Annotated in this window: 22 protein-coding genes; 13 read left to right on the top strand and 9 right to left on the bottom strand. The window is 60.4% G+C overall.

All coding sequences use genetic code 11. The features are described 5' to 3' along the window. On the top strand, nucleotides 1-832 hold an 832-nt coding region (locus ACN0X0_RS20535; RefSeq protein WP_417280732.1), incomplete at its 5' end, for a dipeptidase. A gap of 187 nt (nucleotides 833-1019) precedes the next feature. On the opposite strand, the gene ACN0X0_RS20530 is transcribed toward ACN0X0_RS20535, so the two are convergent. Further along, a complete protein-coding gene (locus tag ACN0X0_RS20530; protein ID WP_417280731.1) occupies nucleotides 1020-2105 on the bottom strand; it encodes an alpha/beta hydrolase in 1086 nt (361 codons plus the stop codon). Between the two features lie 173 nt (nucleotides 2106-2278). Here ACN0X0_RS20530 and ACN0X0_RS20525 point away from each other — a divergent pair, with 173 nt between their 5' ends. From ACN0X0_RS20525 to ACN0X0_RS20480, 10 genes are all read left to right on the top strand, one after another. Further along, nucleotides 2279-3172 (top strand): LysR family transcriptional regulator, encoded by an 894-nt coding sequence (locus tag ACN0X0_RS20525; protein ID WP_417280730.1) that lies wholly within the window; start codon nucleotides 2279-2281, stop codon nucleotides 3170-3172. Nucleotides 3173-3319: 147 nt separating this feature from the next. Further along, nucleotides 3320-4516, top strand: a complete 1197-nt coding sequence (locus ACN0X0_RS20520) for an MFS transporter (protein ID WP_417280729.1) — start codon at nucleotides 3320-3322, stop codon at nucleotides 4514-4516. A gap of 284 nt (nucleotides 4517-4800) precedes the next feature. Next, nucleotides 4801-5481, top strand: coding sequence for a GntR family transcriptional regulator (locus tag ACN0X0_RS20515; protein ID WP_417280728.1), 681 nt, complete (start codon nucleotides 4801-4803; stop codon nucleotides 5479-5481). Nucleotides 5482-5517: 36 nt separating this feature from the next. Continuing rightward, entirely contained in the window at nucleotides 5518-6306 is a 789-nt protein-coding gene (locus tag ACN0X0_RS20510) for a transporter substrate-binding domain-containing protein (protein WP_417280727.1), read from the top strand. A gap of 60 nt (nucleotides 6307-6366) precedes the next feature. Continuing rightward, nucleotides 6367-7044: an amino acid ABC transporter permease gene (locus tag ACN0X0_RS20505; RefSeq protein ID WP_417280726.1), complete on the top strand. Its 678-nt coding sequence runs from the start codon at nucleotides 6367-6369 to the stop codon at nucleotides 7042-7044. Further along, nucleotides 7041-7691 (top strand): amino acid ABC transporter permease, encoded by a 651-nt coding sequence (locus ACN0X0_RS20500; protein WP_417280725.1) that lies wholly within the window; start codon nucleotides 7041-7043, stop codon nucleotides 7689-7691. Before ACN0X0_RS20505 ends, ACN0X0_RS20500 begins: the two co-directional genes overlap by 4 nt. Continuing rightward, a complete protein-coding gene (locus ACN0X0_RS20495; RefSeq protein ID WP_417263877.1) occupies nucleotides 7678-8406 on the top strand; it encodes an amino acid ABC transporter ATP-binding protein in 729 nt (242 codons plus the stop codon). Before ACN0X0_RS20500 ends, ACN0X0_RS20495 begins: the two co-directional genes overlap by 14 nt. Nucleotides 8407-8772: 366 nt before the next feature. Then, nucleotides 8773-9048 (top strand): helix-turn-helix domain-containing protein, encoded by a 276-nt coding sequence (locus ACN0X0_RS20490; RefSeq protein ID WP_417280724.1) that lies wholly within the window; start codon nucleotides 8773-8775, stop codon nucleotides 9046-9048. 474 nt (nucleotides 9049-9522) lie between these two features. Continuing rightward, nucleotides 9523-9861 (top strand): TetR/AcrR family transcriptional regulator, encoded by a 339-nt coding sequence (locus ACN0X0_RS20485; protein WP_417280734.1) that lies wholly within the window; start codon nucleotides 9523-9525, stop codon nucleotides 9859-9861. 20 nt (nucleotides 9862-9881) lie between these two features. Next, nucleotides 9882-10040, top strand: a complete 159-nt coding sequence (locus ACN0X0_RS20480) for a hypothetical protein (protein WP_417280723.1) — start codon at nucleotides 9882-9884, stop codon at nucleotides 10038-10040. On the opposite strand, the gene ACN0X0_RS20475 is transcribed toward ACN0X0_RS20480, so the two are convergent. The 5 genes from ACN0X0_RS20475 to ACN0X0_RS20455 all read right to left on the bottom strand — a co-directional run bounded on the left by ACN0X0_RS20475 (nucleotide 10037) and on the right by ACN0X0_RS20455 (nucleotide 19493). Continuing rightward, complete coding sequence (locus ACN0X0_RS20475; protein WP_417280722.1) at nucleotides 10037-11248, bottom strand: efflux RND transporter periplasmic adaptor subunit; 1212 nt, start codon at nucleotides 11246-11248, stop codon at nucleotides 10037-10039. The two genes, ACN0X0_RS20480 and ACN0X0_RS20475, sit on opposite strands and share 4 nt — an antisense overlap. Before the next feature lie 3 nt (nucleotides 11249-11251). Next, nucleotides 11252-13618: an ABC transporter permease gene (locus tag ACN0X0_RS20470; protein WP_417280733.1), complete on the bottom strand. Its 2367-nt coding sequence runs from the start codon at nucleotides 13616-13618 to the stop codon at nucleotides 11252-11254. A gap of 2 nt (nucleotides 13619-13620) precedes the next feature. Beyond that, nucleotides 13621-14328: an ABC transporter ATP-binding protein gene (locus ACN0X0_RS20465; RefSeq protein WP_417280721.1), complete on the bottom strand. Its 708-nt coding sequence runs from the start codon at nucleotides 14326-14328 to the stop codon at nucleotides 13621-13623. 81 nt (nucleotides 14329-14409) lie between these two features. After that, nucleotides 14410-17727 carry a translocation/assembly module TamB domain-containing protein gene (locus ACN0X0_RS20460; protein WP_417280720.1) on the bottom strand — a complete coding sequence of 1106 codons (3318 nt, stop codon included), beginning with the start codon at nucleotides 17725-17727 and terminating at the stop codon, nucleotides 14410-14412. After that, nucleotides 17727-19493 (bottom strand): autotransporter assembly complex protein TamA, encoded by a 1767-nt coding sequence (locus tag ACN0X0_RS20455; protein ID WP_417280719.1) that lies wholly within the window; start codon nucleotides 19491-19493, stop codon nucleotides 17727-17729. The genes ACN0X0_RS20460 and ACN0X0_RS20455 overlap by 1 nt, the downstream gene beginning before the upstream one ends. Before the next feature lie 205 nt (nucleotides 19494-19698). On the opposite strand from ACN0X0_RS20455, the gene ACN0X0_RS20450 reads away from it, so the two are divergent. Beyond that, nucleotides 19699-20205: a PhnA domain-containing protein gene (locus ACN0X0_RS20450; protein ID WP_417280718.1), complete on the top strand. Its 507-nt coding sequence runs from the start codon at nucleotides 19699-19701 to the stop codon at nucleotides 20203-20205. 143 nt (nucleotides 20206-20348) lie between these two features. Beyond that, complete coding sequence (locus tag ACN0X0_RS20445; protein WP_417280717.1) at nucleotides 20349-21299, top strand: methyltransferase; 951 nt, start codon at nucleotides 20349-20351, stop codon at nucleotides 21297-21299. A 61-nt stretch (nucleotides 21300-21360) separates the two neighbouring features. Here the strand turns inward: ACN0X0_RS20445 and ACN0X0_RS20440 are convergent, their stop codons facing one another. The 3 genes from ACN0X0_RS20440 to ettA all read right to left on the bottom strand — a co-directional run bounded on the left by ACN0X0_RS20440 (nucleotide 21361) and on the right by ettA (nucleotide 24595). Further along, nucleotides 21361-21567, bottom strand: coding sequence for a cold-shock protein (locus ACN0X0_RS20440; RefSeq protein ID WP_066708083.1), 207 nt, complete (start codon nucleotides 21565-21567; stop codon nucleotides 21361-21363). Nucleotides 21568-21803: 236 nt separating this feature from the next. After that, nucleotides 21804-22727, bottom strand: coding sequence for a hypothetical protein (locus ACN0X0_RS20435; RefSeq protein WP_417280716.1), 924 nt, complete (start codon nucleotides 22725-22727; stop codon nucleotides 21804-21806). Between the two features lie 212 nt (nucleotides 22728-22939). Beyond that, complete coding sequence (gene ettA / locus ACN0X0_RS20430; RefSeq protein ID WP_417280715.1) at nucleotides 22940-24595, bottom strand: energy-dependent translational throttle protein EttA; 1656 nt, start codon at nucleotides 24593-24595, stop codon at nucleotides 22940-22942. Nucleotides 24596-24916 lie beyond the last annotated feature (321 nt).

The raw sequence follows: 24916 nt of genomic DNA, 5'->3' as shown, positions 1-24916 counted from the left end.
TGACACGATGCTCGCCATTGGCGCTTGGAACACCCAGCTCCGCGACAACGCTGACCTGATTGTTAAGGCCAAAACCGTGGCGGACATCCGCCGCGCCAAAGAGGATGGCAAAACCGCCATTGTGCTCGGGTTTCAGAACACCACCGCCTTTGAGGACCGTCTGGAAACCATCGAACTGTTCAAGGAACAGGGCGTCGGCATCGTTCAGATGACCTACAACACGCAAAACCTTGTGGGTTCCGGGTGCTATGAGAGCACCGACAGCGGGCTGTCGGATTTCGGTCATGAGGTTGTGGCGGAGATGAACCGTGTCGGTATCCTCTGTGACCTGAGCCACGTGGGGCCGAAGACCTCGGAAGAGGTGATCCGGGCGTCGCAAAAGCCTGTGGCCTATTCGCACTGCCTGCCAGCCGGGCTCAAGGCGCATCCGCGCAACAAATCCGACGAACAATTGCGGTTTATCGCGGATCATGACGGATTCGTCGGTGTGACCATGTTCCCGCCGTTTCTGGCCGCCGGCAATGGCGCGACGGTGGACGATTACGTGGCCGCGATCGACTATATCGTGAACCTCGTGGGCGAAGAACGCGTGGGCTTTGGCACCGATTTCACCATGGGCTACGGGTCGAAATTCTTTGAGTATCTGAACCGCGACAAAGGCTACGCGCGCCAGCTCACCGAAATCTGGGAGGTTGAATTCCCCGATGGCCTCGAATCCATCGCGGATTTCCCGAACCTCACGGCGGCGATGGAACGCGCGGGCTGGTCGGAGACCAAGATTCGCCGCGTGATGGGGGAGAACTGGCTCACCCTCTTGGACCGCGTTTGGTGATCTCCGGCGCCGGGGCATGACGCTTCGGCGCTTATGAGGTTTGTCGAACATCTCGACGCGGGCCATGCATCCCTGAAGCGGCCTTTGAGAAGAAGGCCGCATAAGCCTGAATGCGATGACTGTGGCTGCAACCATGTGGAGATGAAAAAGCCGGGCGCGAGGCCCGGCTTTTCTGGTTTGGGTCCGATCAGGACAGATGCCCTTCAAAGAAGCTTTGCAGCGTGTCGAAGGGAATGATGTCCACCTGATCGTAGAGATCAACGTGGTCGGCGCCGTCGATGATCATCAATTCCTTCGGCTCTGCCGCCGCCGCGTAGGCGTCTTCGCTGAAGTAACGCGAATGAGCATCGGAGCCTGCAATGATCAGCGCCGGACGGGGCGAGATTTCGTTGACGTAGGTGAGCTGCGGCATGTTCATGAAGGACATGGCCGAGGTCACGTTCCAGCCGCCGTTGGAGTTGACGGAGCGGGGGTGATAGCCGCGATCCGTTTTGTAATAGTTCCAGTACATGGTGATGACCGGATCATCGATGCCGTCCAGCGTCTCGGGCAGACCGCCAGCCAAAGCCGGGGCGCCGTCGGAGGCGGCGTCATCCCAGCGTTGCAGGCTGAGACGGGTCAAAAGTTCGCTGCGCTGTTCATCGGTCATCGCGTCGTAATAGCCACGCGCATTGACGCGGGACATGTCATACATGCTGGTGACGGCCACGGCCTTGACCCGCTTGTCCGCCGCAACGGCGTTGAGCGCAAGACCACCCCAGCCACAGACGCCGATGACGCCGATGCGCTCGCGGTCGACAGCCTCATGGAGGCCAAGGAAATCGACAGCGGCCATGAAGTCTTCGCTGTTGATGTCTGGCGAGGCCACAAAGCGCGGCTCGCCCCCGCTTTCGCCGGTGTAGGAACCGTCAAAAGCCAGCGCGATAAAGCCACGTTCGGCCATCGTCTGGGCATAAAGGCCGGAGGCCTGTTCCTTCACCGCGCCAAACGGGCCTGCGACGGCCAGCGCGGGCATGGTGCCTTCGGGACGGTCGGCGGGGATGTAGAGATCGCCCACCAATTCGATGCCGTAGCGGTTGGTGAAACGGACCTTGGAATGCTCGACGGCATCGCTCTTGGGGAAGGTTTTGTCCCATTCGCCGGTCTCCTGCGCCTGTGCGGCGGCGCCAGTGAAGGCGCCCAGACCCAATGCCGCCGCGCCGAGGCCGGTGGTCAAAAGCAGATCGCGGCGGGCGGGATCGGCCGGTGCGTTCGAAGTGATGTCGTCGGTCATATCGGTATCCTCTCTGGTTGGTTTTCAGAAAGACAGATAGGGCGTCTGTCGCATGGCATAAGTGCGTAAAATCAGATTGCAATGATGAGACAGATTCATCATTTAAGTGGGGTGGGTGGGTTCGGAACCAATCCGCGCCGCCCTCTCGCACAGCTTTGGAGGCGTAGAAAAGCATGGACCGTGATTTGCTGGGAGACCTCGCGATCCTGTTGGCCGTGGCGGAAGAGGGCAACTTTACGCGCGCCGGCCATCGCCTCGGTGTGTCCCAATCTGCTGTCAGCCACACGATCCGTCGGCTGGAGGATCGCATCGGGGTCAAATTGCTGAACCGGAACTCGCGCAGTGTGACGCTGACCGACGCCGGGGAGCGGTTGGTCGCCACGTTGCGCCCAAGTTTTCAACAGGTGAACGATCGAATCGAAGAAGTGCGCACATTGGGCGAACGTCCCTCGGGTCTGATCCGCATCACGGCCAGCAAGCCTCCGGCAGAGCGCATTCTTTGGCCGGTCGCCGCGCAACTCGTCCGGGAGTTCCCCGACATCCGGGTCGAGATCAGCACCGACGGGCGCCTCTCGGACCTCGCCGAGGACCGTTTCGATTGCGCGATCCGGCTTGGCGAACACCTCGGCCCGGACATGATCGCCGTGCCCGTTGGGCCACCGCTTGAGATGGCGGCCTTTTCCAGTCCGGAGTATTTCGAACGGCGCGGTGTGCCCCGGCATCCCGACGATCTAGCGGATCACGATTGCCTCGTTATGCGTCACAGGGTCGATGGTGCTACCTACGACTGGGAGCTGGAAAAGGACGGAGACGAGCAGACCCTGAAACTCGATGGGCCGTTTATCCTCAACGATTCCGGCATGGTCCTACAGGCCGCGCGGGAGGGGCTTGGGATCGGTTTTCTCACCTTGCCGGAGATCGAGGCAGACCTCGCGGCGGGGCGCCTCATACGCGTGCTCGCGGACTGGTGTCCGCCGTTCGACGGCTATCACCTGTGCTACTCCGGGCGGCGCAATGTCAGCTCTGCCCTGCGCCTCCTGATTGATCGCTTGCGCTATAGAGCATGAATATTGCTCATCATTGGCATGGCGGCTATGGGTCTTTTTCTGTGATGCGGGCGGGGGTATCTCCCTGATCTGGCCTCGGGATCGAGGCCGCCGTTTCCCTCCCTCGCGTCAGACCGCTGCCGCGGGCATATAGACCGTGGAGATTCCATGACATCCATTTCCTCCGCTGCCGCACCTCATGGCGGTGCGGCCAACTGGGGCGCCGTGATCGCCCTGTCGCTGGGCGCTTTCGCCCTTGTCGCCTCCGAGTTCATGCCGGTCAGCATCCTGACCCCGATCGCATCGGACCTCGGCATCACCGAAGGTCAGGCCGGGCAAGCGCTCTCGGTCTCGGGCGCCTTTGCAGTGTTCACGAGCCTGTTCCTGACCACGCTGACCCGTGGCATGGACCGCAAACATGTGCTGCTGGGCCTGGTCGCGCTGATGATGGCCTCGGGCACGCTTGCGGCACTGGCGCCAAACTTTGGCATTTTCCTTGTCGGTCGCGCTTTGATCGGCGTGGCCATCGGCGGCTTTTGGTCGATGTCCGCCGCCGTGGCGATGCGCCTTGTCCCCGAAGCGTCGGTGCCCCGCGCCCTGGCGATCTTCAACGGCGGCAACGCTTTGGCCACGGTGATCGCCGCCCCGATGGGCAGCCTTTTGGGCGGGGTGTTCGGCTGGCGCATGGCCTTTCTGTGCCTCGTGCCGGTGGCCGCTGCCGCCTTTCTCTGGCTCTGGGCCAGCCTGCCGCGCATGGCCCCCACAGCGCGTGGCAAGGGCGGCAATGTTTTCGGATTGCTGCGCAACCCTGTTGTGGCACTTGGCATGTTGGCGACGGCGCTGTTCTTTATGGGGCAGTTTACGCTGTTCACCTATCTGCGCCCGTTCTTGGAAACCGTCACCGGGGTCGCCGTCTCCAACCTGACGGCGATGTTGCTGATGCTGGGGATTGCTGGGCTTGTCGGCACCACGGTGATCGGCAAGCCTCTGGCGCGTGCCCTCTATCCGGTGCTGATCGTCTGGCCGCTGCTGCTGGCAGCGCTGGGCGTGGGGCTGATGGTCTTCGGTCACAGCATGATCGGGACCGGCGCGCTGATGATCGGCTGGGGGTTCTTCGCGACCTCCGCGCCTGTCGGCTATTGGACGTGGCTCGCGCGCACTCTGCCGGAGGACGCCGAAGCGGGCGGCGGGCTGATGGTCGCGATCATTCAACTGTCGATCACGCTGGGGGCCACGCTGGGCGGGTTCCTGTTCGATGCGGGCGGCTATGTGCCCTCCTTCGGCGCCAGTGTGGCGATCCTCGTGTTGGCAAGCGGGGCTGCGGGGCTGGCGCATGGCCGTGCGGGGCGTTTTGCGCGGGTCTAACCTGAGATGCGGAGATAAAAAGGGGGGCGGACGAGGCTGCGGTCGAGTGTTTTTGGATCGCGGCCTTCGGGGCGAATCTTTTTGAAAGGGCGCTTCCGGTCAGGGAGCGCCCTTGTTTTTAAAGTGTCGGCTTTCAGGCTTTATGGCCAAAGTGCCGTTTAAAATTTAGTCAAAATGAGTTTTTGCCCCTCTCGCGGCCTGCGTTTTTGTGGCGAAGCTTGCCGGGCCTCACCTCATCGCGCCTCTTGCATACAAGATTGAAATGCAAAGGTGGGCGACAAGATATGCCGAGAGGAATTGAGGCGACTTTGCTGGCGGCGGTTGTCGAAGGGCGGATCAAACCCGGCAGCAAACTGTCGGAAAATCAGCTTGCCGAAGCCTTTGGTGTGTCCCGGACCTTGGTGCGCGAAGCCCTCACCCGGCTTGAGGCGCGCAACATCGTTTTGGTGAAGTCGCGCAAGGGCTGGTTCGTCGTCGAACCCTCCGCCGAAGAGGCCGCAGAAGTCTACGCCACCCGCCGCATTCTCGAATACGGTTTTCTGATCAACGCGGCGCCCTTCACCGAGGCGCAAATCGCCGATCTGCAAACCCATATCAATGAAGAACGCAAAGCGGTCGGCGAAAGCGACAAGACGCGTCTCACCTATCTCATGGGCGATTTTCACGTCCGCATCGTCGAACAGTCCGGCAATGCCACGCTGGTCGAAACCATGCGCACGCTGGCGGCCAGGACCAACCTGATCTCGCTACGCTATCAGTCCGAACACAACGCTTTGGCCTCACACAAGGATCACGTTGCGATTTTCGAAGCCATCGCCCGAGGCGACATGAAGGCCGCCGCACGGCTGTCCTACGAGCATCTCGAAGATGTCGAAGCCGGGATCATGATCGACACATCGCCCAATGCGATCGACCTTCTCAAGAACACCCTCCGTCTCGATGAGGCGCCGAACGGTCGGGGTTAAACAGCGCTTCAACTTTTATCTATCAGGGGAATCAAAATGATCACGAAACGCAATTTTTTGAAAGCTGGCGCGCTTGCTGCCGCCTTCTCTCTCTCCGCCACCGCCGTCTTCGCTGACGCTTTGGCCGACATCACCGCTGCGGGCAAAATCCGTGTCGCCGTGCCACAGGACTTTCCGCCCTTCGGCTCCGTCGGCGCCGATATGAAACCGCAGGGTTACGACATCGATATGGCCAATCTGATCGGTGAAAAGCTTGGCGTTGAGGTCGAGCTGGTGCCGGTGACCTCCGCGAACCGCATTCCCTATCTGCAAACCAATAAGGTCGACATCGTCATCTCCTCCATGGGCAAAAACGCCGAGCGTGATGCCGTGATCGACTTTTCCGACGCCTATGCGCCCTTCTACAACGGTGTGTTCGCCCCCTCCGATGTGGCGATTTCCGGCGCGGAAGATCTCTCTGGCAAAATTGTCGGCGTGACCCGCGGCTCCATCGAGGATCTCGAACTGAGCGAGATTGCGCCGGAAGACGCGACGCTCAAGCGCTACGAGGACAACAACGGCACCATCTCCGCCTTCCTTTCCGGTCAGGTCGAAGCCATCGCCACCGGCAACGTCGTCGCCGCCGCGATCATCGAGCGCAACCCGCCGAAACGCCCGGAAATGAAGTTCCTCGTGAAAAACTCGCCCTGCTACATCGGCTTCAACGAAGGTGAGCCGGAATTGATGGCGAAACTCAACGAGATCATCGCCGCCGCCAAGGCCGATGGGGAATTGAACGCAATCAGCCAACAGTGGCTGGGTCTCGACCTGCCCGCCGAGCTCTGATCCGGTTCTCGCCCCGCCTCGCGCGGGGCGCGATCTTTTTCCACCATCGGGACACTTCATATGAATTACCAATTCAACTTCGAGTGGATTGGCACCTATTGGCCTGTCTTTCTGGCAGGCATATGGATGACCATCAAACTCATCGCCGTGGGTGGCGTTGTCGGCATTGCCGTGGGGACGTTTTGTGCCTGGGCAAGGTCTTTGGGTCCGAAATGGCTCGGCATCATCGTCGCCGTTTACGTCGAACTGATCCGCAACACGCCTTTCCTCATTCAGCTCTTCTTCATCTTCTTTGGCCTGCCGGCTCTGGGGCTGCGTATGACCGAAGTGCAGGCCGCCATGCTCGCCATGGTGATCAACCTCGGCGCTTATAGTGCAGAGATCATCCGCGCCGGGATCGAGGCCACGCCGAAAGGCCAGTTCGAGGCAGGCGCTTCGCTTGCCATGTCGCCGATCCAGACCTTTCGTCACATCGTTTTGGTGCCTGCACTGCAAAAAATCTGGCCTGCGCTCGCGTCTCAGGTGGTGATCGTGATGTTGGGCTCCGCCGTGGTCAGCCAGATTGCCGTCGAAGACCTGACCTTTGCCGCGAACTTTACCCAGTCACGCACCTTCCGTGCGTTTGAGGCCTATTTCGTCTCCACCGCGATCTACCTCGGCCTCGCGATCTTCCTGCGCTTTATCCTGATCCAGATCGGTCATTCGATCTTTGCCACCAAACGGAGGGCTGCACGATGAGTCAGATCGGATTTTGGGACATCGTGACGAACCTGATCTTTGCCACCGGCTGGACGGTTCTTTTGTCGATCATCTCCTTCATCGGCGGTGGCATCCTCGGGCTGATCCTGCTTTTTGCACGGATCGGCAAGCGCAGATGGCTTCAGCGCGTCGTCAAGGTCTACACCGAGGTGTTTCAGGGCACGCCTTTGCTGATGCAACTGTTTCTGGCCTTCTTCGGGCTGGGCCTCATGGGCATCAACGTCTCGCCCTTTCTCGCCGCCAGCGTGGCGCTGATCCTTTGGACCGCGGCCTTCCTCGTCGAGATTTGGCGCGGCTGTGTGACCGCCATTCCGAAAGGCCAATGGGAAGCCTCCGCCTCTCTCGGCATGACCTACATCGAGCAGATGCGCCACATCATCCTGCCGCAGGCGCTGAAACTCTCGGTCCCTCCGACGGTCGGCTTTTCGGTTCAGGTGGTCAAAGGCACCGCGCTCACCTCGATCATCGGCTTTGTCGAAGTCACCAAGGCGGGCACGGTTTTGGCCAATGCCACCTTCCAACCCTTCACCGTCTACGGCCTCGTGGCCCTGATTTATTTCGCTCTGTGTTACCCGCTGTCGCTGAGCGCACGGAAACTCGAAAGGAAACTCAATGCCGCTCATTGATATCGACGCTCTGCACAAAAGCTATGGCGAGACCGAGGTGCTCAAGGGCATCGACTTGCACATCAAAAAGGGCGAAGTCATCGCCCTGATCGGCAAATCCGGCTCCGGAAAATCGACGCTTCTGCGTTGTATCAACGGCTTGGAACAGATCAACAAAGGGGCGGTCTCTGTCGACGGGCAACAACTCGTGAACGACGAAATGCACCTGCGGAACCTGCGCCAAAAGGTCGGGATGATCTTTCAACAGTTCAACCTTTTTCCGCATAAGACCGCGGGCGAAAACGTCATGCTGGCGCAGCAGGTGGTCAAGAAAACCTCGAAATCGGACGCCGAAGTCATGGCGCGCAAAATGCTCGACCGGGTGGGGCTTGGCGACAAGTTCGACAGCTATCCCGATCAGCTTTCGGGCGGGCAACAACAACGTGTCGCCATTGCCCGCGCGCTGGCGATGGAGCCGATTGCGCTGTTGTGCGATGAGGTCACTTCCGCGCTCGACCCGGAGCTTGTGGGCGAAGTGCTGGAAGTGGTGCGCGAACTGGCCTCTGAGGGGATGACGCTGATCATGGTCACGCACGAAATGGCCTTTGCTCGCGATGTCTGTTCGCGTCTGGTCTTCATGCACCAAGGCCGCATTCACGAGATGGGCGCGCCGGAAGAGGTGTTCACCAACCCGCAAACCCCGGAACTGCGCAGCTTTATCGGGATGTCGCACTGACCCTTGCGGGGGGAGACCCGCTCGAGAAGAGGCATTCAAAATAACGGGCGTCGGTTTGAGAAAAAGCCGACGCCCGTAAGGGTTAAAAGACGAGGGTGTGCAAACTGTCGGTTTTGCGGCCATTTGCCATTTGTCATGCGCCACATGGGCCTTTTAAAAGCCCCAGATGTGCGGTGTATCAAACGCGGCTGTCGGGTCCTGTTCGACCTGCAACTGCCCCCTGACTTGTATGCCCTTGCCGGGTGCCCTAGGCCCCCGCGCATTGAGGCCTTGGGTCGGCACGATGCACAATCACTCCTTTTCGGAATTTCCTCTTAGCCTGTCTCTGGCGATGCGGGCCCAGCTGCGCAGTCTCGCCGGTCCGGAGTGCGGGGCGGCGTTTGGCAGGGACAGCAGTTTTCGCTGGAAGCCAGCGATTACGGGCGCGGCCTGCGGCTGTTGCGGCTGAGCGAGCGCGGGGCCTGGGATTTGTTCGCGCCACAGGAAAGACGCGTGGCAAAGGCGCTTTTGACCGGGGCGTCGGCGCGCGATGTGGCCCAGGATATGGGCCGATCTCTCAACACTGTGCGCAATCAAGTGGCATCCCTCTATGCTAAGCTGGGTGTAAATGACCGTTTGAGCTTCGCAAAGCGTCTCAAATAAGTCGGATAGTCCATTTGCAGCATATCCCGCCCCAATCCCTCATGGATGATCAATCTCGATAGCGCGTCTCGCAGCGATGTGAGAGGCACACGGGACCCGGGGGGGGGCTGATCTTTGATTTTGTCACGGCCATCTCTTCTCGCTCCGGGGTAAATTCATAAATTGAACAAACCGTTCTGTCTTATCTAGCCAAAAAGAAATTGCCTCCGTCAAAGTCCAGACCTGCAAAAAGATAAATCTTATCTTCTTATTTATTCAGAAAAATATTGAGTTTGACTGCCTGTATTGGGGTGTGTTCGAGCGAATTTTGAACGATTTCACGCTCTGACTTCACGAAAGTGCAAGAATATCGCAGGCAAGAATCTCGCCAAAAATGCAAGACAGATCTTTCTCTTTTTGCGCTATATGTGAGGGAGCTTTGCCGCGAAAGAGCCGTAAAACGCCTGCGACAAGATCATGACAGCGGCCTAGCATCTGTTCTGCAATCACGGCTTTTCCGCCACCGGGATCGACAAAATCCTGACGCGCGCGGGCACGGCGAAGGCGACGCTTTACCATCACTTCGCTTCGAAAGAGGAGTTGATCGCCGCCGTTCTGGAGGCCGAGGATGAAACCTGGCGCAACTGGTTCTTTGGGCGGCTCGCGGAGGTCAAAGGCCCGGCGCCGGAACGCATCCGGGCGGTGTTCGATCTGCTCGAAGAGTGGTTCTCCGATCCGGGGTTTTATGGCTGTCCCTTCATCAACGCGGTCGCCGAGTTCGACACCGGCAATGAGGCGGACAGGCGGCCGATGTGCACAAACAGCACCTCCTGACCTGGCTCAAGGCGTAGGCGATGGAGATGAAGGCCAAGGACGTGACGGAAGCCGCGCGCGCGATTGCGGTCCTGTGCGACGGCGCCATTGTGGCCGCGCAACACGGCCGCGACCCGAGCTTTGCCCGCACCGCGCGGGTGATCGCAGAGGGCTACGTCCGCCAGATCGAGGCCCGCTAAAGCGCAGCGCGGTCGACAATCGAGGTGCCATCCTCGACGCTGTCGGCGGGGTGGGGGATGACCATCTCGCCTTCTTCAAGACCTGACAAAACCTCGGCGCGGGTGTCGGATTGATGGCCGATCTCGATGGGGCGCAGCCGCGCTGTGCCTCCGTCCGCGACAAAGGTGGCCCATCCCGATCCGTCCCGGAACATGGCTGAGATTGGGATGGTCAGGGCGGCCTCATCCTCCCACTGCACGACCCTCAGAAAGACGGAATAGTGGTGGCCCAAACCGGGGCGCTCTTCTGGCGGGGTGACCAAAGAGAAGACAGCGGAGACCCGTTGCTCTTCGATCCCAAGCGAAGAGACATGCGTGTCGGCGCGCGGCGCGAGACGGATCAACCGGGCCTCAAGCGCAGGCGTGCCGCCCCAGCGTTCAACCATGGCGCGGGCGCCGATCTCAAGCCCCACGGCATCCGAGGACAGCAAATCCGCCTCGATCTCCAGATCGGCTATATCGCCGATGGACAAAAGCGGCGAGCCGACGGCGACCGCATGCTCAGAGACCTGAGTGATCGCCAGAACCTTGCCCGTCGCCGGCGCGGTGATCTCTACGCAGCAGGTTTCGCCGGCCCGCAAGGAGGCCCCCGGTTCGATCAAAGCGGCCTCTGCGCGCGCCAGTGAGGATTCGGCCATCTGGACGTTCGAGGCGGAGGCATCGCGCGCCGCGACACGCAGGGACAGGAGCTGTTGTGCATCTTCGAGTGCGGTGAGCGAGGAGACGCCGCGGGCGACCAGCGCTTTGGTGCGCTCATACTGGCTTTGGGCATAGGACAGCTCTTCGTCGGACTGCCGCAATTGCGCGCCTGCGAGATCGGCGGCGGCACGGGCCTCGCGCACGGCGGCCTCCAACTGCACACGGGTGCGCGCGTCGATGAGCGAGGGCGCGATGGGTTCGACCTTGGCCACCACTGTGACACCCGCCTCCACCGCATCGCCTTCTTCGACCGGCGAGCGTAGCGCCGTGCCTGCGATCGGCGCGGAGACCTCATAGAGGTTGCGGATCTTGGTCTTGCCGTCGGCATTGATCGTCACCTGCATCGGTCCTCGGGTCACCGGCGCCAGATCGACGGCCACGGGGTGCGGGCGAAAGGCAATGAACAGGAGCGCCACGACGAGCGCGCCAACGATCAGGGTCAAAAGCGATTTGCGGGACTTGGAGGTCATGGGTCACTCCCGGGTTTTCATCACGGAAACAAGGTCAAGGCGATCAATCCGCCGCCGCACCAAAAGCACGGAGGCCAGCGCCGTGCCCAGCACGACGACGGAGGCCGTGGCATAGGCGGCGGGCGGAAGGACCATCGGAATGGTGTAGAGATCGGAGGCAAAACTGGCGGCCATCAGATGACCGAGGCCGTAGCCAATGAGCCAGCCCAAAGGCTGCGCCAGCGCGGCGATCAGCATGATTTCCCCGACCAGAATGTAGGAGACCTCCCAATTCGAGAAGCCCAGAATGCGCAGGGAGGCCAATTCGCGAGCGCGTTCAGAGAGCTGAATGCGGGCGCTGTTATACGTCAGCCCGACGGTGATCAGGATAGCGACGACGCTGAACAACCCGTTCATGATCGAGATGTTTTCTTCGACCGTGGCATCGAAGGAGCCTTTCATATCGGTGACGCGTACGGCACCGGAGATCAGCGGCGTGTCTTTGATCGCGCGGTTGAAGGCGTCGTCTTCTCTGGGATCAAGCGTGACATTGGCGACGGAGACTTGCGGCACGCTGCGGGTCAGGTGGGACATGGCCTCTCGGGTCATGAAGGCGCCGAGGCCGAAGAACTGTTCGGTCACGCCCGCGACGCGCAACGTGTAGGTCTCGCGCCGCCCGCTCATGAATTCCACCTCGACCGGATCGCCGGGAGCAAGGCGCAAGACCTCGGCCACGCGGGTGGTGATCAAAAGGCCGGGACCGTCGACCTCGACCACGCGGCCCGCTTCGTCGATGGAACGCGCCAAAGTGGCCCCCGCGCCGCGTGTGGTGATCGAAAGCTGTTTTTCCAACGGCCCATTGCGCAGGGTCACGGGGCTGAACAATTCGCCCTCGACCTCCATCACGCCGGGCAGGGTGCGGACGTCTTCGAGCGCGGACAGGCTGCGTTCTTTTGTGAAAAGCAACACGATGTCTTCGCGGTTCGATTGATTAAAGGCGATGTCGGCGATGCTGTTGATCGAATAGGAGAAAAAGCCTACGGAGATCATGATTGCCACCGCCAAGGACAGGCCGATGGTGGAAAAGGCCGCGCGCAACGGCCAGCGAAACAGTGCGCGCCAGATCATCATCGAGGGTTGGCTGAGATGCAGCGCGGCGAGTGCCCGGTCGAACAGGCTGCGTTTGAACCGGGGCGGCGCGGGGGGCGACATGGCGACAGCGGGTGGGAGGGCGGCGGCGCCCATGGCGGAACGCAGCGCGCCCACGGCGGCGGTCAAAAGCGCGAGGAAACCCGAGATCGCATAGGCGTCATAGGAGACGTTGAAAATTAGGTAGGGGAATTTGAAATACTGCGCATATTCACCCGCCATCCAGCGCGCCGAAAGACCACCTGTGATCCAGCCGATCACCACGCCCAACACGGCGGTCAGCCCGGCCAAAAGCACATAATGCGCGGCGATGTGCAGGTCGGTGTAGCCGAGCGCCTTGAGCAATCCGATCTCGGCGCGCTCCAGCGCGATGATCCGCCCGATCACCATATTGACGAGAAAGGCAGAGATGCCAAAGAACACCGGCGGCAGGATGGTTGCCATGTTCTTGAGCTGTTTGATTTCGGTGGCGATGAACGCGTTTGAGGCCTGTTCATCGCGGCCATGCGCGCCGGTGCCGCCATAGGGTTCCAAGAGCGTGTCGAGCGCTTCGATCACCTGATCTTCCTGCGCGCCGCGCGAGAGGCTGAGCGTCACGGAATTGAAGGCGCCGGACATGTCAAAGGCAGAGGCCAGCATGGCCTGCGGCATCCAGAGAATGCCAAAGCTCTCGTCATCGGGCATCAATGTGCCGGGGCCGATGGCATAGACGAATTCGGGCGACAGCGCCGTGCCCGTGATGGTCAGGCGGCGTTTCTGACCGGACATCAGCGCCTCGAAAGTATCGCCGATCTCAAAGCCGTTGGCCTCGGCGAAGGGTTCGTTGACCATGACCTCGTCACTGGCCTGCGGATCGGGCAGGCGGCCCGCGCGCAGGAGCGGCACATTGAGCGTCGGAAACGCGCCTGTGTCAGGCAAGGAGAGCGCAAGCCCTGTCGCCGATTTCACCCGCCCCGGCAGATCGAGCATGAGATATTCCTGCACCCGCGCCTCGGCGGTCTGCACGCCGGGCAGGGCGGAGATTTCGCTCAATAGCGGACGCGGGGCCTTTTCGGTCATCGCCCAGACATCGGCAAATTCATTGCGCTCGTAAAAGGCGGCCAAGGTGTCGTCCAGCGCCCGGTACATGCCAAAGGCGGTCAACAGGATCATCACGCCACAGGCCAACACCAAAGCAATCGCCAGCGACTGGCCCCAAAGCCGTCTGAAATCGCGCAGGAGTTTTTTGTCGAGCGCATGCATAGTCACCACACGATCTCGGAGGGTGCGATGCGGGTGTCATTGGTGGCGACAGAGGCGATATTGCCGTCCTGAAACCGCACCACGCGATGCGCCATGGCCTGAATGGCGGCGTTGTGGGTGATGACGATGGCGGTGGTGCCGAGGTCTTCGTTGATCTCGCGGATCGCCTCCAAGACCTGCACGCCCGTGCTGCTGTCCAGGGCGCCGGTTGGTTCGTCGCACAACAGAACTTCGGGCCGCTTGGCGATGGCCCGCGCGATGGCGACGCGCTGTTGCTGGCCGCCGGAGAGTTCTGCTGGGAAATGGTCGATCCGGTCGCTCATGCCAACACGTGCAAGCGCCTCCTCGGCCCGCATCGGATTGGGGGCGATGTCGGTGACCATCTGGACGTTTTCGCGGGCGGTCAATGAGGGCACGAGGTTGTAGAACTGAAACACAAAGCCGACGTGATCGCGGCGAAACCGGGTGAGCGACCGGTCGGATTGCATCGTCAGGTCGAGATTGCGGAACATCACCTTGCCTGAGGTGGCATGATCCAAACCGCCCAAGATGTTCAATAGCGTGGACTTGCCTGACCCTGATGGCCCCAAGAGGACCGTCAGCTCGGAAGCGTAAAGATCGAGATCGACCCCCGCCAAAGCATGCACCTCCGCGCCGCCGGTGCGGTAGGTCTTTACCAGCTTATCGGTATGAAACACGGCCTCGGGCATTGGGCTCCTCCTGAGGGCAGTTTACACCAGCCCTGCGTGGAGACCATGCCGTGGATCAAGCTGCGCGTTATGTCGCGCCCTTTAATAGTCGCGCTCGAAAAACACGCCGAGACCGGTGTCGCCCTCGGAGGACACTGATCCTTTGACCGTCACGTTGCGCGTGGCGTCATAATTGAGGTTGATCACCGATTTGCCTGCATTGTCGATGGTGACATCGGTGTAAAGCGAATCCGAGATGTATTTGCCCAGCTTGAGCGCGCTGGTGCCTTCTTCGGAGGTCTGAAGATCGAGATCGTCCAGCCCGAAGCTGTCCCGGATCGAGCCGACAAGACCGCTGCCGCCGCCCGTCAAAGTGGCCACCGCATCTGCCATCTGCGCGGCTTGTAGCGCGGACATTTGGCTCAGATCCTTGCCGAACAGAAGCTGGGCGAGGATTTCATCGTCGGGCAATACCGGCGAGGAACTCAGAGTTAGCTCGGGCGAACTCAGCGGACCTTCGGTGATCAGCTGTACGGTCATCGTGTCGGTCTCGGTCTCGGCCACCAGTCGCAGGATCGGGTCCAATTCGCCCTGCAGCGTGATTGAGCCCTCTTCCATCGTGATCCGTTTGCCCAAAAGCGACAAACGCCCGCGGATCAAGGAAAACTGCCCGACGGGGATCACATCGGCGGTGGTGCCACGGATGCGCAGGCGCCCGCCCAATTCGGCATCAAGCCCCCGCCCGCGTACGAAAATCCGATTGGGGGCGGAAAGCGTGACATTAAGCCCGTAGGCGACGGAGGACCCGCCGCCATTTTCGCTTTGGATCAACCCTGCGCGGTCCCGCGTCTCACTCACGCCAGAGGGGGCGCCCCTGTGGGTGATGTCCGGAATGTCGCCACCGCTGCCCAGAGCGGAAGGAGAGACGGTGATGTCGGTTTCGCCCAGTGTCAGATCGCCGGTGATGGCGGCAGTGCCGGTCAGAGGGCCGGACACATTCAGATTGCCATTGATCGAAGTGCTGTAAAGCTGCGGATCGGTGAGGCCGAGGGCGTTGAGGCCGATCGACAGGTTGGCAGGGACATTGCCGCTCAGCGTCAAAGAGCCAGAGGTCGAGATCGACCCGCCGGTGTCGGCAGCTGCTTCGACATCGATCTGCGCCTGTTCGCCATTGAGCGTGACCACACCGCGATTAACGGTGAGCGCCAGCCCGGCGGAGGAGACAACGACGCGCGCACCGGGGGTGATCTGGGCCTGACCGGAGACGGACGACAGCGCCAGCGGGCCGTTCACGCCAAGATCGAAGCTGGTTGTGCCCTGCGTCAGTGCGGCGGTGGTGAAGCGGTTCGACAACCCCAGTGGCGCGGTGCCCGAAAGATCGAGATTGGCGCGGGCGAAGTCCTGCGTCAGCGTGCCGGAGAGGCTGGCGGTCGAACCGCCGGGGCCGGTCATTTCGGCGCGTGTGGTCCAGGGGCTGTCCACGCCGAGGTAAGACATTTCGGCATCGAGCGTCGCGGGGCCGTCGAGCGCCACACCGAGACGGGCGACGTTGTCCAAACGACCGGTCACGCTCAATGTACCGCTCTCGGAAGTGAGCGCGCCTTTGGCCTCCGCTGTGAGCGCCTGCGTTGTCACTGTGCCCTCGCGCAGCGTCATTCCGGTTTGGTCGCGTAGTGCAGAAAGGTGAATGTCGCTGGTCCCGCCGATCAGCGTGTCGACCTGATCAATGCCGGTGCGCAGGCCGGAACCGGTGGCGTCGGCTTCTATGTCGAAAGTGCCGTTGAGCGGCGACAGCTTGCCCTGTGCCGTGGCACTGACTGCGCCGGAGAGATCGAGGCCGGAGAGCGCCGCGAACCGTGCAAGACGCGGGGTGTCGAGCGACATGCGCCCGGTGAACTCAAACCCGGCGTCCAGCCCGTCGATACTGCCCGAGGCGGTGGCGCGGGTGGCATCGGTGCGGGCCTCAAGGCTTTGAATGGCAAAGGGTTGTCCTTCACGCCAATAGACTTGCCCGGTGAGCGCAGGTGCGGCGCCGACGGCCTCTTGCAGAGCGGGGTCTTCGGGGGCAAAGCCTTGAACTGTCAGACCAAACCGAGCTTTGATCGCGCCCAGCACAGTGCCGCTGTCGGCCCGCTGACGGGTGATCGTGCCCTGCGCCCCTAGGCGGGCGGAGCCGATGTCGAGCCCGTTCTGGGTGTAGTCCTCAAGGTCGATATTCGCCGACCAGCCTTGCCCGCGCGTCACATCGTATCTGGCGAGGATCTCGGCCTTTTGCACCATGGAGCGCGCGCTGCCGAAGGGTAAAAGCACGGGACGCTCATCGGGGCTTTCCAACGTGCCGGAGACAGCGAATGCGCTGGGCCAGCCATCCGTGCCTATGGTTGTCGATCCGACCAGAGACAGCGTGCGGGTCGAGAGCGCGAAGCGGTCCAGATCAAAACCGCCTGCGGGATAGGAGACGCCATTGGCGGTGAGCGTCGAGGAGGGGCCGAAGAATTGCGCATAGTCTGCGCTGAACAGCGGGGTCAAATCGCCCGAGAGATCGGCGGAGAAACGGCGGGGGGCGGCGGCCTCTGGCGCCTCAGGATCGACCTCGGCGTTCAGGGCGATGCGGCCCGTCAGCCGGTCTTCGCCTCGGGTGGCCAAGGCGATGTCTGCGGCGAAATTGTCGAGTGGTCCCGCGCCTTTGGCGGTGAGCGACAAGGGCGGCGATCCCGGCAGGTTCGCGAGTGTCGAGACGATGCCGCCCGCGCCTTCAGCGAGAGAAATGTCGAGATCGAGCACTTCGCTGGCGTTGTCATAAGACACGGCGACGGAAAACTGCCCTTCGGCGGCATCGAGGCGCTGAATCTCAAGCGCGGTCTCGCCCGAGCCATCGGCCAGTTTCGCAGAGCCGCTCAGTGACAGATCGACCGCCTCACCGAGTTTTAGAACCGGCGCGCCGAGGTGGACACGCTCCGCCTCAATGGCGCCGATGTCGATGGAGACGGGCAGTTCGGGCAGGGCGAAGGGCGTGGCCTCCGGGTCGGGCAGGTCGACGCCCTCGGTGGAGGTGTCGGGCAGGCGCTCGAAGATGATCTCTTCGGCGGCGATGCGGGTGACCTCGACGCGCCCGGCCAAAAGCGCCGACCGGCTCCAGTCCAATTCTGCATTCTTGAGCGTGAACCAGACGCCGGTCTCATCGGCGATGGTCAGCTCGTCCATCGTGGCGGTGGAGGACAGAAGGCCCCGGAAACCCTCAATGCGAATGTCACGCCCGGCACCCGAGAGATTGTCCTCGAGAAAGCCGACAATCATCGACCGGTCGCGGGCGGTCTCTGAGGTGTTCACAGGGGCATTCTCAGGGGCGTTTTCTGTGGCATCTTGCGCCAGAAGCGTCGCGGGGAATAACAGGGTGGAGGCGAGAAGAAGGTGTTTCATCAAAAGGCCTGCCCGATGCCGATGTAAATCTGAATTCCGTCACCGGTGTCGCCAGAAACGGGCGCGGCCAGATCGAAGCGGATCGGACCGAAGCCCGTGTTGTAACGCAGGCCAAGCCCCGCGCCCGCATGCCATTCGGCTTCTTCGCCGGGCAAGCCCGTGGTGCCGATGCCGCCCAGATCGTAAAAGCCAACGGCGGAAATATTGCCTTTGACCTTGGCGCGCAGCTCGCCGGAGAGTCCGACAAAGCTCGACCCGCCGGTCTCATTGCCACCGCCCAGATCGACATTAAGCGATTGGTAGGGCTGGCCGCGCACGGTGCCGCCACCGCCGGAGAAAAACAACATATCAGGCGGAGTTTCGGTGTAGTCTGCGCCGGAGATGGAGCCGAGTTGCAGCCGGCCCGCAAGGGTCAAGCGGTCATCATTGCCAAAGGACAGATAGCCGCGGCCATCGGCAAAGACGCGGACGCCGCTGGCGGATGAGTCCAGTCCGACAAAGGGCATGATTTCCGCTTCGAAATAGGTGCCTTTGGTCGGATTGAGCGAATTGTCCCGCGTGTCGCGCGAGCCCTCGAAGGGCAGGATGATATGAGAAAAATTGCGCGAGCCGAAGGCGTCTTCAACCTCGGAATAACGATAGCCGATGCCGCCGTAAAAGGTCGAATTCGGCGAGGTTTCGACATCGAAACCCAGCGTGAATTCACCGCTGTCGGAGAGGAAATCCGGCTCGTCGAGATGTTCGAGGGTCGCGCCCAGAACCAGTGTCGTCTTGCGCGTCACCGTGGCGGGACGGCGGTAGGTGCCGGAGACCGTGACGTCGATCCCGGTGTTGCCGCCGATGCCAGAGACCTCGCCGTCAAAGCGCAGCCGGTCGGCATTGTCGGTCAGATTGCGATGCATCCAATAGGCGCTGAGTGTGCCGCCTTCGAGCGATGAAACTTCTGCGCCAAAGCCGAGACGGCGGGTTTTTTCGTCCACCAAAGTGGCGATGATGTCGAGGCTGCCGTCATCGTTCAGCTCTTCGGCCTCACGCAGGGTGATCGAACGAAACGTGCCGGTTTTCTGAAACCGTTTGGTCACCAAATCCAATTTTTCGGGATGATAGGCGGTGCCCGTCGGCAGATTGCCGATCCGCCAAAGCCGGTCCTCGCGCACCGTTGTGTTTCCGGCGAACCGCAAGCGGCCAAATTTCACGGCAGGCCCCGGATCGATTTCGACATCGACATCGAGGGTCCGGTTCGGGTGATCGGCGGTGACCGTTTGAGCCTTGGGTTGGGCCTTGGCGTGTGAGGCTTCGCGCCAGCTTTCAATCGCGGCGTCGGTCGCTTCGCCAACGAGATAGGAATGCGCCACCTCGCCACGGCGAAAATCTTCGGGCAGTTCCGTGTCCTTGGCAAGCGGCGCGACGGTGGTTTCGCCAAAGACAAACCGGGGCCCTCGGGTCACTTCGATGACCACGGAGTTGATCTGAGACGGCAGGGAAATCAAAGACATAGAGGCGCCTTCGCGTCCGTCAACTTTGATCGAAATCTTAGGGCCGTAGTAGCCTTCGCGGTACAATGTGCCGATCAGCGCGCGGTAATCCGATTGTACGGCGGCGATGATTTCCTCGGGGGCTGTCACATCCGTATCCGCCGCCTCGACAACGGCAGAGGCGGTCCGCAGTCGCTTTGTGAGATCGTCGCCCGCGTCGGTTTCGAAACGAACGTCAAAGGCCTGAGCAGCGGTTGCGCAGAGCATGAATGCGGTGGTTAATCTTAACATCTGAAGCACATTCGGCCTTCCCAGCAGAGACGGCCCCCCGTCCAAAACACAAGATGACTATGCGGTGTTCTCGCCTGAGTTTAAAGGGGGTTTTCCTGACGCTTTCGTGTGTGGCGGCAGTTTGCCGCTTGCCCCAAAGCCAGCGCCTCCTTAAAGCCTGTGGTCATATCGCGATGAGGTTCATCAAATGAGGGAGACCGAGATCATGCAATGTGAGATTTGTGGCGCCGGGGGTTCCTTGACTGCAGTGGCGGTTCAGCCACGCAGCGAGACGATCAACCTGTGTGAGACCTGTGCGAATGGCCTCAAGGGCGAAGCTGTGCCCGAGGGGCATTGGCAGGCGCTCACGACGTCGATGTGGTCCGAAAGCGATGCGGTCAAGGTCGTGTCCCGGCGCTTGCTCAACCGGTTCAAGGATGAAGCCTGGGCGGCGGATGCGCTCGATATGCTCTATCTCGAACCTGAGGTCGAAGACTGGGCCAAGGCCGCCGGTCCCGAAGTGATCCATCGCGACAGTGTCGGCGCCGTGCTGTCCTCGGGTGATACGGTTGTGTTGATCAAGGATCTTCCGGTCAAGGGCGGCGGGTTTACCGCCAAACGTGGCACGGCGGTGCGTGGGATTTCCTTGGTGTCCGACAATGCGGGGCACATCGAGGGCCGCGTCGAAGGCCAGCGGATCGTGATCCTGACGGAATTCGTCAAAAAGCGCTGACGCTCCACACAGAAAAATTGACAGACCCGCAGCGGCGGCGTATCGGGCGCGTGATGCAGATGGATGCAGCGTGTTGCCCGCCGCGTGGCCTGTCGACAGGGTCGATCCGGCAAATGAGCGGGCCCTTTTGAAAGTTTGGGATCATGGCGGGAAGCCTGTTTTCCTCGGGCGATCTGACGGCGGACCGTCGGGCGTCCTTTGCCGAAACGCTGGCGCATTTGGGCGATGCGGCGGGGGCAATCGAAACTCTGTCGAGCGCGCTGACGCTTGCGCCGTCTTGGGCGGCGGGGTGGTTTCGGCTTGGGGAGTTCTTTGAGCTTGTGGGCGAAGTCGAGGCGGCCTGTCAGGCGTGGGACAAGGCGGTTCTGGCCGACCCGAGTGACCCTTTGGGTGCCGGGCTAAAGCGCGATCTTGCGCGTAAGGTGCCTGTTGCGGAGGCCATGCCGCCCGCTTTCGTCGAGCTGCTCTTTGACCAATATGCGCCGCGGTTCGAGGCCTCTTTGGTCAACAAACTCCGCTATCGCGGGCCTGAGATCGTGATGGAGGCTTTGCATCTGGCCGGGCGGACACAGTTCGGCGCGGTGCTTGATCTCGGCTGTGGCACCGGGTTGATGGGCGCCGTATTGCGGCCTGTCACGGCGCATCTCGTCGGCTATGACATCTCCGACGGCATGCTGGTCGAGGCGGATCGCAAGGGCATCTACGATGTGCTCGACAAACGCGACATCGCGCGGCTTGAGGTGACGGAGCAGAGGTTTGACCTGATCGTCGCGGCGGATGTGTTCATCTACCTTGGCGCTTTGGAGCGGGTGATTGGCTGGTGTGCCGGGTCTCTGGCGACGGGCGGCGTCTTGGCCTTTACCGTGGAGCTGGGCGAGCGGCCGGTGGAGCTGCGCGACAGTCGTCGGTTTGCCCATGCGCAGAGCTACGTCGAGGCGCTTTTGTCCGAGGCCGGGTTTGCCTCTGTGCAGTTGACGCCCTGTATCCTGCGCGAGGATCGCGGCACGCCGATTGACGGGCTTGCGGTCGTGGCCAGCGGGCTGGTGCCGCAGGTCGCGCGTGAGGGCGATGGCGATCTGATGGCGCTCGTTTGAGATAGCAAAAGGCCCGGACGCGACACGCCCGGGCCTCTTATGTTCCTGCGTTTGCCTAGAATTAGGCGAGAACGAGGTTCACCGCAGATTCGCGACCGTCACGGCCGGCTTCGATGTCGAAGGTGACCTTCGCGCCATCGGCCAGGCCGGTGAGGCCAGAACGTTCAACGGCAGAGATGTGCACGAACACGTCTTTGCTGCCGCCTTCCGGCTGAATGAAGCCGAAACCTTTGGTGGAATTGAACCATTTCACGGTGCCATTGGCCATCGTGTTTACTCCTGTTTGTCTTGTCGCTCGCGAGAGTGCAGCGACCCGGCGTCGTCGTAGTCGTTCGATGACTGTGGCCGGTGACGGAGAACAGAAGGGTCGAAAGAGGTAACTTAGCGAGTGGGACTATGGCAGGTTTCGGGATGCAAAGATAGGGGAATTTTGTGGGCGTGGTTAGGGGCGACAATTGAGACCGTCAAAGATGCAAGGCATCTTAGACACGCCTCACCCTTCCCCTAAGGGGCAGGCGCGGGGGGATTGTAAAACTTGGCTGAATAACGTCCAGAATGGTCTAGCTGCGCGATGAAGCTTTGAGGCAGCTTAATGGATTCGTATTGACCAGAAATCTTGGGCGCTGAACGGGTGATTTCTTGATAAGATTCTTCGTTGCAGTGAAGAAATGGCATTACGACAGCAACTCGACCAAACTGAACAAGAGCAATTTTCTGATCATTAATGAAGATAATTTTATTCCCGGGTTCGTTGCGCGGATAGACAAAGCGAATAGGGAAATCGAGTTGTTCGTTAATAATTGCCAAGCGTAGTTTTTGAATGTTTTGCGCGAAAGCATAGGTATATCCAAACGCAGCTACCATTGTGAGATAGGCGCTGCGTAGTAGAGAAAAATTCGCTCTTTTGGGATTCGATCTTTCCTCAAATGTAAATGTCATTTCGCTTCCTGCTTTCACGCCATGCATGAAGTCTGCGAATTGTTCGATTTTTGAAGGGTTGTTGGTCTTTTCAATGATATTGAAATGATACCCTCCATTTTTTACTTCAATTTGTGCGTTTAAGGTGATGTTCGCCGCACTTATTTTAACGGAGCCATACTCTCCATCACTTTTAATCAATACGCCATGTGAGCGTTTGTGTAATCTTCCTGCGCCAGCGAGATGGGCGTCGTAGGCATGACCTGCGAAGTTGTTACACTTTTTACATGTTAAGATGATTTCTTTTCCGTCTACTGATTTCGGAGGAACATGCTCTAATGTGAGTTGCGGCTCCTGCCCGTTATCATGACCAAGGGAACCTCTGTCGTGTTCGTCTAGGCACAGCGGGCATATGTATATGTCTTCATTAATTCCGAGAGCAGCTAATGCTTTTTGGCCTTCATTGAAGAGGTTCATTCTTAAAGCGTTTTTGTTGATGTTTTGGGACATAAAATACTCGCGATGTAGTCGCGTATGTTGGTCTCAGTGTAAAAAGCAGAATTGCAAGTATCTAAAACTAAAGGCGCCCGAGGGCGCCTTTGTCAATCATCCTAATCTGAAAGCTTCCGCCCTTGCTCCACGGGGCGCGAATGCGCATTTTCTTTGAAAATACGCTGCCTCGCGCTCGTGACAAAGGCTCCCGAAGGAGCCTTTGTACGTTCTTAGCGGGAAAACTTTTTGTATTTCAGGCGCTTAGGCTCCAAGGCATCCGGCCCCAGCCTTCTCTTCTTGTCTTCCTCATAATCCTCGAAGTTGCCTTCGAACCATTCCACATGCGCGTCGCCTTCAAACGCCAGAATGTGAGTACAAATCCGGTCGAGGAAGAAACGGTCGTGGGAGATGACCACGGCGCAGCCTGCGAACTCAGTGAGCGCGTCTTCGAGGGCACGAAGTGTCTCGACGTCCAAGTCGTTGGTCGGTTCGTCGAGCAGCAACACGTTGCCCCCAGACTTCAACAGTCGCGCCATGTGCACGCGGTTGCGTTCACCGCCGGACAGTACGCCGACTTTCTTTTGCTGATCGCCGCCTTTGAAGTTGAAGGCAGAACAGTAGGCCCGACCGTTCATTTCGGCGTCGCCCAGAGCGATCACTTGCTGCCCATCGGAGATGGCTTCGAACACGGTCGCGTTCGGGTCGAGATCGTCGCGGGACTGGTCGACGTAGCTGAGCTTGACCGTATCGCCATATTCGACGGTGCCGGCGTCGGGCTCCAACTGACCGGTGAGCATGCGGAAGAGCGTCGATTTACCGGCGCCGTTCGGGCCGATCACGCCAACGATGCCACCCGGTGGCAGGGAGAAATCCAAGCCTTCGATCAACTGTTTGTCGCCCATATGCTTCGACAGGCCGCCCACTTCGATGACCTTGGAGCCAAGGCGCGGACCGTTCGGGATGACGATCTGCGCGCGGCTGATTTTGTCGCGCTCGGATTGCGAGGCGAGATCGTTGTAGCGGTCGATCCGGGCCTTTTGCTTGGCCTGACGGGCTTTTTGCCCCTGCCGCATCCACTCAAGTTCGCGCTCAAGGGTCTTCTGACGGGATTTGTCTTCCTTGGCTTCCTGCTCCAGACGCTTGGCTTTCTGTTCGAGCCACGCCGAATAGTTGCCCTCGTAGGGAATGCCGGAGCCACGGTCGAGCTCGAGAATCCAGCCGGTGATGTCATCGAGGAAATAACGGTCGTGGGTGACGATCAGGATCGTGCCTTTGTACTCGATGAGGTGCTGTTGCAACCAGGCGATGGTCTCGGCGTCGAGGTGGTTGGTCGGTTCGTCGAGCAGCAGCATGTCGGGCGCTTCGAGCAGCAGTTTGCAAAGCGCGACACGGCGTTTCTCACCGCCCGAAAGCGTGGTGACATCGGCGTCATCCGGCGGGCAGCGCAGGGCCTCCATGGAGACGTCGATCTGGCTGTCGAGATCCCAGAGGTTCTGGGCGTCGATCTCGTCCTGAAGCTTCGCCATCTCGTCGGCGGTCTCGTCGGAGTAGTTCATGGCCAGCTCGTTGTAACGGTCGAGGATCGCCTTTTTGGCGGCCACCCCGAGCATCACGTTGCCGCGCACGTCCAGCGACGGATCAAGCTCCGGCTCCTGCGGCAGGTAGCCGACTTTCGCGCCCTCGGCGGCCCAGGCCTCGCCTTGGTAGTCCTTGTCCATGCCCGCCATGATGCGCATGAGGGTCGATTTACCGGTGCCGTTGACACCGACGACACCGATTTTGACGCCGGGCAGGAAGGACAGGCGGATGTTCTCGAACACCTTCTTGCCGCCGGGGTAGGTCTTGGACACGCCGTCCATGTGGTAGACGTATTGATAGGCTGCCATGTCGGGCTCCTTTGGAGGGAATGGTTTGGGCGGTGGTTTAGCGTGTGAAGAGGGGGGATGGCAATTGGAGACTCGACTATGCTGTCTCATGATAATCGCTTAATCTATTCGAAATAGCTTTTAGAATTGGGGGTCGGTTTTGGACAACCGCATTTACAGAATCCGTATTCTTCTATCGTCTCCGGGAAATTTGTCAGCCGATAGGGATGTCGTGCGCAAAGTTGTTGAGAACATTAATCTGGATTGTATAGGGCGGTTGCAAATTAGGCCACGGTAGCGCCGGTATTTTGCCGGGGCGGGCGGCGCAAAAGTCGTCCACTT

The sequence above is a fragment of the Celeribacter sp. genome (assembly GCF_048270365.1).
Taxonomy (GTDB): domain Bacteria; phylum Pseudomonadota; class Alphaproteobacteria; order Rhodobacterales; family Rhodobacteraceae; genus Celeribacter.
Note: the sequence above shows the minus strand (reverse complement) of the source record. Positions and strands in the feature narration are given on the sequence as shown.